Source organism: Aestuariibaculum sp. YM273, assembly GCF_030908365.1.
Lineage (GTDB): Bacteria > Bacteroidota > Bacteroidia > Flavobacteriales > Flavobacteriaceae > Aestuariibaculum > Aestuariibaculum marinum.
Window position 1 is genome coordinate 1,096,516 of sequence record NZ_CP133090.1, and the last position, 13,272, is coordinate 1,109,787.

Annotated in this window: 13 protein-coding genes; 11 read left to right on the forward strand and 2 right to left on the reverse strand. The window is 36.4% G+C overall.

What is annotated here, in order from left to right; translation table 11 throughout:
* Position 1 precedes the first annotated feature (1 nt).
* From sufD to RBH94_RS04680, 11 genes are all read left to right on the forward strand, one after another.
* Positions 2-1,315: a Fe-S cluster assembly protein SufD gene (gene sufD / locus RBH94_RS04630; protein ID WP_307882581.1), complete on the forward strand. Its 1,314-nt coding sequence runs from the start codon at positions 2-4 to the stop codon at positions 1,313-1,315.
* Between the two features lie 99 nt (positions 1,316-1,414).
* On the forward strand, positions 1,415-2,629 hold the full coding sequence (locus tag RBH94_RS04635; RefSeq protein WP_307882582.1) for an aminotransferase class V-fold PLP-dependent enzyme: 1,215 nt from the start codon (positions 1,415-1,417) through the stop codon (positions 2,627-2,629).
* 218 nt (positions 2,630-2,847) lie between these two features.
* A complete protein-coding gene (locus RBH94_RS04640; RefSeq protein WP_307882583.1) occupies positions 2,848-3,915 on the forward strand; it encodes a zinc metalloprotease in 1,068 nt (355 codons plus the stop codon).
* A gap of 76 nt (positions 3,916-3,991) precedes the next feature.
* The gene (locus RBH94_RS04645; protein WP_307882584.1) at positions 3,992-4,420 is read left to right on the forward strand and encodes a hypothetical protein; all 429 of its coding nucleotides are present in this window, start codon (positions 3,992-3,994) and stop codon (positions 4,418-4,420) included.
* 39 nt (positions 4,421-4,459) lie between these two features.
* Positions 4,460-4,882 carry a SufE family protein gene (locus RBH94_RS04650; protein ID WP_307882585.1) on the forward strand — a complete coding sequence of 141 codons (423 nt, stop codon included), beginning with the start codon at positions 4,460-4,462 and terminating at the stop codon, positions 4,880-4,882.
* A gap of 55 nt (positions 4,883-4,937) precedes the next feature.
* Positions 4,938-5,261 carry an SUF system Fe-S cluster assembly protein gene (locus tag RBH94_RS04655; protein ID WP_188222850.1) on the forward strand — a complete coding sequence of 108 codons (324 nt, stop codon included), beginning with the start codon at positions 4,938-4,940 and terminating at the stop codon, positions 5,259-5,261.
* Positions 5,262-5,274: 13 nt separating this feature from the next.
* Positions 5,275-7,113, forward strand: a complete 1,839-nt coding sequence (locus RBH94_RS04660) for an ABC transporter ATP-binding protein (protein WP_307882586.1) — start codon at positions 5,275-5,277, stop codon at positions 7,111-7,113.
* Between the two features lie 32 nt (positions 7,114-7,145).
* A complete protein-coding gene (locus RBH94_RS04665; protein ID WP_188222848.1) occupies positions 7,146-7,652 on the forward strand; it encodes a DUF2480 family protein in 507 nt (168 codons plus the stop codon).
* Positions 7,653-7,765: 113 nt separating this feature from the next.
* Positions 7,766-8,692, forward strand: coding sequence for a DUF3078 domain-containing protein (locus tag RBH94_RS04670; protein ID WP_307882587.1), 927 nt, complete (start codon positions 7,766-7,768; stop codon positions 8,690-8,692).
* A 126-nt stretch (positions 8,693-8,818) separates the two neighbouring features.
* Positions 8,819-9,298: a hypothetical protein gene (locus RBH94_RS04675; RefSeq protein ID WP_307882588.1), complete on the forward strand. Its 480-nt coding sequence runs from the start codon at positions 8,819-8,821 to the stop codon at positions 9,296-9,298.
* Between the two features lie 9 nt (positions 9,299-9,307).
* Positions 9,308-9,751: a hypothetical protein gene (locus RBH94_RS04680; protein WP_307882589.1), complete on the forward strand. Its 444-nt coding sequence runs from the start codon at positions 9,308-9,310 to the stop codon at positions 9,749-9,751.
* Between the two features lie 3 nt (positions 9,752-9,754).
* On the opposite strand, the gene RBH94_RS04685 is transcribed toward RBH94_RS04680, so the two are convergent.
* Both RBH94_RS04685 and hflX read right to left on the reverse strand, forming a co-directional pair.
* Positions 9,755-11,995 carry a transglycosylase domain-containing protein gene (locus tag RBH94_RS04685; protein ID WP_307882590.1) on the reverse strand — a complete coding sequence of 747 codons (2,241 nt, stop codon included), beginning with the start codon at positions 11,993-11,995 and terminating at the stop codon, positions 9,755-9,757.
* Positions 11,996-12,030: 35 nt separating this feature from the next.
* A complete protein-coding gene (hflX, locus tag RBH94_RS04690; protein ID WP_307882591.1) occupies positions 12,031-13,251 on the reverse strand; it encodes a GTPase HflX in 1,221 nt (406 codons plus the stop codon).
* Positions 13,252-13,272 lie beyond the last annotated feature (21 nt).

The window sequence follows — 13,272 nt, forward strand, 5'->3', positions numbered from 1 at the left end:
AATGGATTTAAAAGATAAATTAGTATCATCATTTCTAGCCTTCGAAAACCGTGTCGATAACGATGCGTATGTTCACGAAGTTAGAAGTGATGCTATCAAAATATTTGAGGAAACAGGTTTTCCGTCTAAAAAAGACGAAGCATGGAAATACACCTCACTAAACAGTGTGCTAAAACACGACTATAGCTTATTTCCAAAACGTGAAGAGGCTCTAGATTACCGTGATGTAAAGAAATATTTTATCCACGAAATCGATAGTTACAAAATTGTATTTATTGATGGAAAATATTCGTCGCACCTATCGCAAACCACACATGATGGTATGGATGTATGTTTAATGTCTGCGGCATTAAGCAAGCCTAAATACCGTTTAGTAATTGAAAATTACTTTAACAAAGTGGCAAGTAAAGACAGTTTAACATCGTTAAACACGGCATTTTCAAATGAAGGCGCTTTCATCCACATTCCTAAAAACAAACTCGTAGAAAAACCAATTCAAATTGTACATTTTTCTACAGGAAGTGAAGTTGCTACCATGTTACAACCACGTAACTTAATTGTGGTTGACGAGAATTCGCATGTACAAATTATAGAGCGTCACCAAAGTTTAACCGATAACCCGGTTTTAACCAACAGTGTTACTGAAATTTTTGCTAATAAACGCGCTATTGTTGATTATTACAAAATTCAGAATGACAACCTTAATGCGTCATTGATTGATAATACCTTTATCAACCAAAAACGCGAAAGTCACGCTTCTGTGCATACGTTTAGTTTCGGAGGTAAATTAACACGTAACAATCTTAACTTCTTCCAAAACGGAGAACGTATCGATTCTACACTAAAAGGTGTGACCATTATTGGCGATAAACAACATGTAGATCACAACACTTTAGTACACCATATCGAGCCTAACTGCGAAAGCCACCAGGATTACAAAGGTATTTTCGACGATAATGCCGTTGGCGTATTTAATGGTAAAGTTGTTGTTGAAAAAGAAGCGCAAAAAACCAATGCCTTCCAGGCTAACAACAACATTCTAGTTAGCGATAAAGCGACGATTAACACCAAACCACAATTAGAGATTTTTGCCGACGATGTAAAATGTTCTCACGGTTGTACGATTGGTCAGTTAGACGAAAGCGCTATGTTCTACATGCGTTCACGCGGAATTCCAGAAAAAGAAGCCAAAGGACTTTTAATGTATGCGTTCAGTAATAACGTTTTAAGTTCGGTAAAGATTCCAGAAATCAAACAACGTATCACCAAGCTTATCGCCAACAAATTAGGCGTTAATATTGGGTTCGATCTGTAAAATTATTTTGAAGCTCTTCCCGCTATCGGTAGTCGCTTTCCCGACACCTGCCGGGAAGAGCTTCAACAAATACCTCTATCGGGGCTAAACACACCAACTATGTTTAATGTAGAAACCATACGAAAAGACTTTCCTATTCTTTCACGCGAAGTAAATGGTAAACCTTTAGTATATTTTGATAATGCTGCAACCTCACAAACACCTCAACAGGTTATTGATGTGATTGTAGATTATTATTCAAACTACAATGCTAATATTCATCGTGGTGTACATAGTTTAAGTCAGGAAGCTACCGATAAATACGAGCAGGCCAGACAAAAAATTCAGGCACATTTCAATGCAAAACATGCGCATGAAATCATTTTTACTTCGGGCACAACACATGGCATCAATTTAGTTGCTAACGGGTTTTCATCGCTATTAACTAAAGGCGATGAAATTATCGTTTCAGCCTTAGAACATCACAGTAATATTGTGCCTTGGCAAATGTTATGCGAACGTACAGGCGCCTCTTTAAAAGTGATTCCAATGAATCAGGATGGCGAACTCGTTATTTCAGAATTTGATGCTTTATTATCTGAAAAAACAAAACTAATTTTCGTTAATCATATTTCAAATGCCTTAGGAACGATAAACCCTATAGAGTATATCATAAAACAAGCGCATTTGGTTGGCGCTGCTGTTTTAATTGACGGTGCACAGTCTACACCACATATAAAACCAGATGTTCAGGCTTTAGACGTCGATTTTTACGTCGCTTCTGCACATAAAATGTGTGGCCCTACTGGACAAGGCATGCTTTATGGTAAAGAGGAATGGTTAAAAAAATTACCACCTTATCAAGGTGGAGGTGAAATGATTGCCGAAGTCACTTTCGAAAAAACAACGTACGCCGATTTACCTCATAAATTCGAAGCCGGAACTCCAAATATTTGCGGTGGTATCGCATTTGGAGCTGCAGTAGATTATATGAATGCTATTGGTTTCGATACCATAGCAAGTTACGAACAAGAACTTCTAGAATATGCTACCGAAAAACTTCAAAGTATTGAAGGCTTAACAATTTATGGTACGTCTAAACATAAAACCTCTGTAATTTCCTTTAATCTTGATGGTATTCATCCTTACGATGTAGGCACTATTTTAGATAAGTTAGGGATTGCCGTTCGTACAGGACACCACTGTGCACAGCCAATCATGGACTTTTATAGTATTCCAGGTACTGTTCGTGCCTCCTTTGCTTTCTATAACACCAAAGCGGAAATCGATGCTTTAGTTGAAGGGGTTAAAAAAGCCAAAATGATGCTTTCTTAATAGGTTAAGAAGCCTTTTTACTCCTTAATACATTGATTCAGAATCGTATTTTCTGCATAAAACAATCTCATTCTTTAGTATTTCTTATCTTATTTTGTTAAATAAATAACAAAACATTGCATTTTGTCGAATTATTAACAATAATTTTCACTTTAGAACCATTAAACTCTAAAAATATCCTATCTTCAAAGCCGACTAATTCAAATTAAATTTAAAAAATGAAAAAATTAATTTTAAGTATGGCGGCTATAGGACTTCTATTTGCTGCCTGCGAGAGCGAAAAAAATGAAATCACTCAAGAACAGGAAATTGACATGAGTGATTTTTATGTTTACACAGATTTAGAAGATATTTCAGCTAAATCTGCTACCTCAAAAAAATCGCTTACCCCGTGTTACACCATGAACGTACTTAACCGTCAGCTTCAGGAAAATCCGGGTTTAGAGCAAAAAATGTATGCTATAGAATACCACACCCGCAAATTCATAACTGCAAAAGGCAAACCTACCAACCCTGGAGGAGGAGGTAGTGGTGATACAGGCAGCACCGATGTCGACGTCCTTCCTATCGAGGATGGTTTAGGAACCATCACTATTCCTGTTTATGTTCATGTTGTACTACCAAATGCAAGTGATATCACCGACAAACAAGTAACCGATCAAATATCAGTTCTAAATGATGACTTTAGTAGTACAAATACAAATCTATTACCAAGTGGGGCGACAGATTTTATTAATGATGCTACAATAACAGATATAGAATTCAACCTTATTACCACTTACAGACACGATGATTCCAGAAGTTCGTGGGGAACAAATGATGCTGTAAAAGCTGCTTACCCTCCTATCACTCCAGAAACCCATTTGAACATCTGGGTATGTAATATAGGGGGAGGTATTCTAGGATATGCACAATTCCCTGGAGGAAATCTTGCAACCGATGGTGTTGTATTATTACATGAAAGCTTACCAGGAGGAACGGCTGCGCCTTATAATGAAGGAAGAACAGCAACCCATGAAGTAGGTCACTGGTTAAATCTTAGACACATCTGGGGAGACGGTAGATGTAGACAAGACGATTTCGTTGAAGACACGCCTTCTTCTGATGGCGCAAATTACGGTTGTCCATCTTACCCCTCTATTAGTTGTAAAGATGCTGATATGACTATGAATTACATGGATTATACCGATGATGCCTGCATGTATATGTTTACCGATGGCCAGCGCAACAGAATGCGCGCTGTCTTTACATCTGGAGGTTTTAGAGCGTCTATGTTAGGAAACTAAATCAGAATGACATAAAATTCAAAAAGGCGCCAAATTTGGCGTCTTTTTTGTATTATTAAATACTAAAATCTATGAGATGAAACTCTTTATTACTATTCTGGCAATTATTCTAAATGTAAACGGCTGTAACGACTCAAACATTAATCAAGACGCTATTTCTATAGAATATTCAGCTACGTCCCGAGGGTCTTATAAACACATTATCGTCAACAAAAAACAAATAGCTTTTCAAAAGAGCCGATCTTCAAAAACTTTAATAAAGCCCTGTTCAGAGGAAAACTGGTATACCATTTACGACATCCTAAAAACAATTGACATTTCAAACATTCCGAATTTAAAAGCCCCTTCAGATAAACGTATGTTTGATGCTGCTGCCATTGCTAAACTAAAAATAACATATCAAGATTCTATTTATCAAAGTCAGCCCTTCGACCACGGAAACCCACCTGAAGAAATCGATCAACTTGTTAAAGAAATACTATCTCTTACAGAAAACATTGAATAGCTGATATTCTTATTGTATTTTTACATAAAATTTGAGATTGTGACTATAGAAGAAATTCAAAATGAAATTATCGACGAATTCTCAATGTTTGAAGATTGGGAAGAACGTTACCAATATATGATTGATTTAGGGAAAGACTTACCCCTAATTGACGAACAATATAAAACCGATGACCATATCATTAAAGGCTGCCAGAGTAAAGTTTGGGTACATGCCGATATGCAGGACGATAAGGTAGAATTTACAGCTGATAGTGATGCCATCATCACTAAAGGTATTATTGCTATTTTAATTCGTGTGTTCTCAAACCAACACCCTAAAGATATTATCGATGCCGATATGGCGTTTATAGACAAAATTGGTTTAAAAGAACACTTATCACCTACCCGAGCTAACGGTTTGGTTAGTATGATAAAACAACTTAAAATGTATGCCATCGCATACCAAACACAAATAAAATAATATTATTCGTTAAGTCGCTTATCGGAATCCGACTAAGCCTGTAAACATTGAACATATGAGCGAAGCAATTGACACTGCCGATTTAGGTGAAAAAATAGTTAATGTTTTAAAAACCATTTATGACCCGGAAATCCCTGTAGATATCTACGAGCTAGGGTTAATCTATGATGTTTTTGTAAATGAAGATTACGATGTTAAAATCTTAATGACATTAACCACACCTAACTGCCCAGTAGCAGAAACATTACCTCTTGAGGTTGAAGAAAAAATAAAATCATTAGATGACGTAAATAGCGCCGAGGTTGAAATCACTTTCGATCCGCCATGGACACAAGATTTAATGAGTGAAGAAGCCAAATTAGAATTGGGCATGCTTTAATAACAAATTTTAGATGGCTAAACGCACACCTAAATCATTAAAAGACGGCGGTAAAAAAACAAATTTAAAGTCGTCTTTTAATGCACTTACGTACATTCCCCGGTTTTTTAAAGAAATCTGGAATGTCAACAAAAAACTATTCTTACTCTCGGCCTTTTGCAGGCTTATTGGCGCCCTGCTTCCAGTTATTATTTTATGGGTTGGTAAATTAATTATCGACGAAATTCTATATCAAATTTCGCTTGATGCTCGCGATTACACCCAACTCTGGACCTACGTTGCCCTTGAATTCGGTTTAGTTATTTTATCCGACTTAATGAACAGAGCTATTTCGTTAACCGATGGTTTATTAGGTGATGAATACAATATAGCAACGTCGGTGACCATTATAAAAAAGACGAATCAAATTAATATTAGCTTATTAGAAGATTCTGAATTTTACGACAAACTGGAACGTGCCAGAACACAAACCACTGGGCGTGTTGGGCTCATGTCTAATGTGCTTGGTCAGGCACAGAGTGCGGTATCAATAGTCACTTTAATTGCCGGATTGGTGTACTTTGAACCGTATTTAATATTACTGTTAATATTGAGTATTATTCCATCGTTTATTAACGAAGTGCGTTTTAGTCAACAAGAATACTCACTGGCTAGAAGCTGGACAGCAGAACGCAGGCAATTAGACTATTTGCGATTTATTGGTGCTAACGATAAAACAGCTAAAGAAATTAAACTCTTCGGTTTAACCGATTTTATCGTCGATCGTTTTAAAAGCCTTTCCGAAGAATATTACGAACTCAACAGAACACTTGCCGTTAAACGTTCGGCTCTTGGTTTTTTATTCAATCTTCTGGGCTCTTTAAGTTATTACGGCGCTTATGTGTTTATTATTTATCGCGTACTTTCAGGTGCGATTTCTATTGGTGAACTTACGTTCCTTTCGGGCTCGTTTAACCGTTTAATGAAGAATCTCCAGGAATTCTTTTCGCGTTTTACCCGTATTTCAGAGAGTGCTTTATATCTAAAAGACTATTTTGATTTTACAGATATTTCAGTTGCCTCGAAAACCGAGGAAGATATGCCTCTTCCAAAAACTATTAAAGAAGGTTTCGAATTTAAGAACGTATATTTTTCCTATCCTGGTTCGGATCATGAAATATTAAAAAACATTAATTTCACCCTTAAAGCTGGTGAAAAATTAGCCTTTGTAGGACAAAATGGTGCAGGAAAAACAACATTAACTAAATTGTTATTGCGTTTTTACGAACCGACTTCGGGAGACATTTTATTAGACGGAATTAATATTAATCGATTTAACAAAGCAGAATACCAGGCCTTTTTCGGAGTGATTTTTCAGGATTTCTTCCGTTATGAATTCACCATTAAAGAAAACATTGCTATTGGTGATATTAATGAATTAGACAATCAAACAAAAATTGAAAATGCTGCCGAATTAAGTTTAGCCGATTCAGTCGTAAACGAATTAAAACTCGGTTACAACCAACAATTAGGAAAACGTTTTGCAAACGGACAAGACCTTTCGGGCGGGCAATGGCAAAAAGTAGCCTTGGCTCGTGCATACATGAAAAATGCCGAAGTGATGATTTTAGATGAGCCTACCTCAGCTCTCGATGCCAAAGCCGAAAGCGATGTGTTTACCCGTTTTATCGGTTTAACAGAAGGCAAAACCAGCATTATTATTTCACACCGTTTTAGCACCGTAAGACAAGCCGATCGCATTCTGGTTATAGAAGATGGCAAAGTTCTGGAACTCGGCACCCACGAAGAACTCATGCGAAACGACAATTTATATGCACATTTGTTCTCGCTTCAGGCTGAAGGCTATCAATAATACATTAATTAAACTTTATTTAAATTTGCAGTATGGCAGATGAAATTATAAATCGCGTAGCGAATAGTAAACTGGTAACAATAAACTTAGAAGACTATTACCCAAAAGGACCTCGTATGGTTTTCGATATTAAAGACTGGCTTTTTGAAGGTTTTGTGCTTCGCGAAAAAGATTTTAGAACTCATGTTTCAGAACATGACTGGTCGCAATACGAGAACTGTTATGTGGCGTTAACCTGCAGTAGCGATGCTATTATTCCGGGATGGGCTTTTATGCTTATCAGTCTCCATTTAGACCCTTATGCCCAACATGTAGTTATAGGTTCTTTAGAAGATTTAGAGACTAGCGTTTATCAGAATATCATCAATAATTTAGAGGTTAGTGAGTACACCGATAAGCCTATTATTATTAAAGGCTGTTCAAAAAAACCGGTACCGCAAAATGCCTACATCATGCTGGCTTCAAAACTAAAACCCATTGCTAAGTCTATTATGTACGGTGAAGCCTGTTCTTCGGTTCCGCTATATAAAAACAAATAATTTTAAGTGACACTCACACAAAACAAGTGTCTTAAATCGTAATGATTTACGGCAGCTGTTGTAAGTCAATTATTTTAAAATTATATTTATACTCCATTCATAAACAAACCAATATGAAAAAAACACTTTTACTCTTGGCATTATTAATTGGTATGGTATCAGTTAATGCGCAAACAAAAGAAGAACTTGAAGCTCAGAAAAAAGAAAAAAAGGCTGAAGCCGATGCCCTTACTGCCGAGGTTAAAGCCATACAAGCTAAAATTGATGCACTTCCAGGTTGGCGAATAGGCGCCTTTGGAACCATTGGGGGAAGCATTTCGAACTTTAGTAACTGGTATTCACAAGGGACACCTAACAACCAGTCCGGAAATATAGGATTTACTTTGAATGCCTATGCCAATTTAATTCAGGAGAAATTCTTTTGGAGGAATGCCCTGACTACAAACTTAAACTGGGTGAAATTAGACGATAAAGACGACCCAAATGACGATGATAGCTTCAACCCAACAACCGATGTGTTTAACATTTCATCGCTTTACGGTAGAAACATTACCAAATCGTTAGCAGCTTCGGGATTAATGGAATACCGTACCACGCTTTTAGATAACTTTAATGACCCTGGATACTTAGATTTAGGTATTGGTGCCACGTGGACACCAATCGAGAATCTAGTGGTGGTTATTCACCCTTTAAACTACAACTTTGTGTTTAGCAGTGGGGAAACGATTTACGAATCCTCACTGGGTGCTAAAATTGTTGCAGATTATACTAGAAGTTTCGGCGCTGTGAATTTTAAAACCAACTTATCGATGTTCCAGAGTTATAAAAGTAACGACTACTCCAACTGGACCTGGACCAACTCGTTTAGTTACACCCTATGGAAAATAATTGGTGTTGGTTTCGATTTTGGCTTACGTAACAACAGACAGGAAGCACTTGATTTCGCGCTAGCTCAAGACCCTGCAACCGCTACCGGTTTTGACGATTTAGATAACAAATTACAAAGCTATTACACCTTTGGTTTAAGTTATAAGTTCTAAACCAAGAACAAATAGTATTTAAAAAACGGCTGTTTTACTTTTGTAAGGCAGCTGTTTTTGTTTTGTAAGTATTTGTGTATTTTTAAAATATATTCCGGCATATTTGCGTAAAATCTATTAAACTTAATGAAACTATTTCCTAGTAAAATTTTTAAAACAGAATTGAGAAACGATTATTTAATCTCAATGCAAAATCTAAAATCTAATACAGACATTACAGACACATTGGTTTCAGACCATACTAAGAAAGCGTTTCGTGGACTTGTGGATGATGTTGGATTTAAAGTTATTTCTTCAGAAATAGGACGTGGCGCGGTTTGCGTGTTAATTGGAAATTTTAAAGGAAAAACTGGCGAAATCGAAGTAAGAATCCATAATGCCTTTAAAGTCATGTTTTCCATTATTTTATCATACCCCTTTATTGGATTTGGAATAATTTCATACACACAAGGAATCGAAAAAGGAATTGATTTCATACCAATCCTATTATTCGGTTTTCTTTTTATAAGATTTATTTTTATAGGGTTAGGTTTTCGATTAATTTCAAAAACGGGCATAAATAAACTTACCGAAATTTTGGAAATAAAAGAATTAAATGAAAAATGAAAATTCAGTATGAGTAAAACAATAGAATTTCTTAATACGCTGGACGATGTTGAGTTAGCCTTCTTTGTTAAATATAAAATTGGCACTTACACTAAACCAACTCAAGATTTAATTAAAGAATATCTCAAAAACAAAAATCTTACTGAAGATAAAATTGAGCAGCTTATTACTAAAAAACACCTTAAAACAAATCATAATAAGGATCTAAAAATGTGCCCACGATGTTGTTCTACAAAAATAAGAGCAGATAAAGTTGAATGGACAAATACATCTAGTACTCCCGGCTTTGCAGATGAAGTAGCCGTTCTTTCAGGTATGGCAGGAAATGTAACCTATAAAAACAATGTTATTTGTAACGTTTGCGGCTATTGGCTTGAAGACCCTAACAATGAAAGACCTTTAAGATTCAAAAATAAAATTCTAAATTACATATGGGATCTCTTTAACATGTAATCTTTACCTCTTCTTAAACTTACGTTCCTTTTTCTTGTTTCCGAACAGTCGTTTTAAAAACCCATCGCGTTTTTCAGGTTCACAATCAAGGTCTTGTAAAACTTCATCTGAAGGCGTTTCAAACTTCGATTTAGTAATTGTATTAAATTGTGAATCAGCATTTAGTTTTTGATAAAACTTCGCAAAAATAGGCAAAGCTGAATTGGCGCCCTGACCAATACCTGTGGTTTTAAATCCAATACTGTGGTTATCATTCCCAACCCAGGTTACCGTAACCAGTTTAGGCGTAATACCCACAAACCAGCCATCTTTATTGTTTTGTGTCGTACCTGTTTTTCCAGCAATATCATTTTTTAAATTGTAGGTTGATCGCAATCGGGTTGCAGTACCGCTGTTCACTGTTGATTGCATGATTTGCAGCATGACTTCACGTGTGTAATCGCTATAGGCTTGATCTTCGTCTATCTCAGGTTTAAACTCGGCAATTACATGACCATTTTTATCGGTGATTTTCGTAATCGCATACGCTTTTACCGGTTTGCTATCGTTTACATAACTGGCATAGGCTCCGGTTAATTCTTTTAAATTAATTTCAGCAACACCCAAAGCCAAAGACGGTTCTTTTGGTAATTCTTTTTGAATGCCCATTTTAGCCGCCTGTTCAACCACTTTTTCAATCCCTACTTTATTCAGTACCTTAACGGCAATGGTATTCACCGACTGACTTAAAGCGGTTTCCAGGTTATAATTTAAATGCTCGTCATCTTCCTCTTTACCTGCATTGGTTGGTGTCCAGTCGTCAAAATCGGTGTAGGTCACTGCCGATAATGAAAAATAAGTACACGGCTTCATGCCGTCTTCAATAGCTGCAGTATACACAAACGGTTTAAACGTCGATCCCACCTGACGCTCACTTTGCAATACGTGATCGTATTTAAAAAAGCGATAATCGATACCGCCAATATATGTTCTAATGGCTCCGGTTTGCGGTTCAACAGACAACATACCTGTATTTAAAAACTTTAGATAATGTTTTAAACTATCAATCGCTGATACATTTTTTATGGTATCTCCTTTCCATTGAAACAATTCGGTTTTTCGTTTTACCGATAAAGAATCTAAAATCTGCTTATCGGTTAAGTCTTTACTTTTATAGGTTTTATATGCTGGTAAGGTTTTTATAGCTGCATTCACTACTTTTTTAGAATTCCAAGGCGCGTACCTTCCAAACGATTGCTCATGAGACCTTTGTAAACCGGCTAGATGTTCTTTCATAGAAGTTTCGGCTAAAGCCTGCATCGTAGAATCTAAAGTCGTATGAACTACCAGTCCATCACGGTACAAATCGTAAGGTTCACCATCGGGCTTTTTCAATGTATCTAATATTGCTTTGAGTTCCTTTTTTACAGTTTCTCTGAAATAAGGAGCAAGACCTACATCGTGATTAAAAGATTTATAGTTTAAAACCAGTTCCTGCTCACTTAACGAATCGGCTTCTTCTTCTGTTAAATAATCATATTTATACATTTGCTGAAATACCACATCTCGTCGCGATTGTGTGCGCGCTCTATGCAATCTTGGATTATAATAACTCGTAGCTTTTAAAGTTCCGATAAGTGCAGCGGCTTCAGAATAATTTAAATCGATAGCTGGTTTATTAAAAAACTTCCGCGAAGCGCTTTCTATTCCGTAAGTATTATCAGGGAATGGTACCGTGTTAAAGTACATGGTTAGAATATCGTTTTTGGAATAGATATCCTCAATGCGTTTGGCTATTATAGACTCCTTAAACTTATTAATGAGCATACTAAACACGACGTAATTTTTCCTTCCGAATAAATTCTTAGCCAATTGCAGGGTTATGGTACTTCCGCCTCCTGCCGATTTATCTCCAAGAATAATGTTTTTTATAAATACGCGAAGTAAACTTACATTATCCACCCCATCGTGCTCATAAAAACGCACATCTTCAGTAGCCACTAAAGCATCAATAAGATGTTGTGGAATATCATCAAACTCTAAAGGCTGCCGGTCGTAAATGTAATACTTCCCTATAAGTTTCCCATTCTTATCTAATAGTTGGGTAGCTTCAGCCTGCTTAATAGAACTTAAATCTTCTTTTGTTGGTAACTTACCAAATACACCTAAAAATACACTGGCATATATTAGCGCGAAAAAGCCAACTACCGAAACACCTACTATTACCGCCCACTTTATCCATTTTCGTTTTAGTAGTAATTTCATTAATTTAATCTTTTGGGGTTCCCAGATTATATACGTTACGAATCGATAATATCGTCGTAATCAGGATAAAGAAAATTGTTGTAAGGGAAACGTGTAATGTGAATTTTACGTACTTCGTTGTACACGCGTTTTCTAAAATCTTCCAGATTCTCTTTATTTATAGCGGAAATAAACAAGGCGTTCTCCCCTATTTTACCCATCCAGGTTTTTTTCCATTCGTCTAAAGAATAGTGCTTTTTGGTGCGCTCAATATCAAATTCGTCATCGCTTTCAAAAGGTTCCGGCTTGTAAGCATCAATTTTATTGAATACCATAATGGTAGGCTTATTGATACTTTCTATTTCACCTAAAATTTTATTTACCGAATCGATATGTTCTTCAAAATTAGGATGTGAAATATCAACTACATGTAATAATAAATCGGCTTCGCGAACCTCATCAAGTGTACTTTTAAAACTTTCTACCAGTTGCGTTGGAAGCTTACGAATGAATCCTACGGTATCACTTAATAAAAACGGTAAATTTTGAATCACGACTTTTCTAACGGTCGTATCAAGCGTAGCAAAAAGTTTGTTTTCAGCAAACACTTCACTTTTACTAATAACATTCATTAAGGTCGATTTTCCAACATTGGTATACCCCACCAATGCCACACGAACCATAGCTCCACGATTACCACGTTGTACCGACATCTGCTTATCGATGGTCTTGATTCGGTCTTTTAATAAGGCAATTTTATCACGGACAATACGTCTATCGGTCTCAATCTCGGTTTCACCCGGACCACGCATACCAATACCTCCTTTTTGACGCTCAAGGTGGGTCCACATACCTCTTAATCGCGGTAATAAATACTCACACTGTGCCAACTCGACCTGCGTACGGGCATAACTGGTTTGTGCACGTTGAGCGAAAATATCAAGAATTAAATTGGTTCTATCTAATACTTTACAATTAAGTATTTTACTAATATTTCGTTCCTGTGCTGCAGACAATTCGTCATCAAAAATAGCAGTCCCCACATGATTTTCTTCAATAAACTCTCTAACATCTTCCATCTTACCTGTCCCAATAAAGGTTTTTGGGTTGGGCATATCCATTTTCTGGGTAAAGCGCTTTACAACTTCTCCTCCGGCAGTATAAGTTAAAAACTCAAGCTCATCTAAATACTCTTTAGATCGGGTTTCATCCTGGTCTTTAGTTACAATACCAATTAATACAGCTTTCTCTAAGTTTATATCTTTTTTCTCTAACATACTTATAAATAATATGCAAAG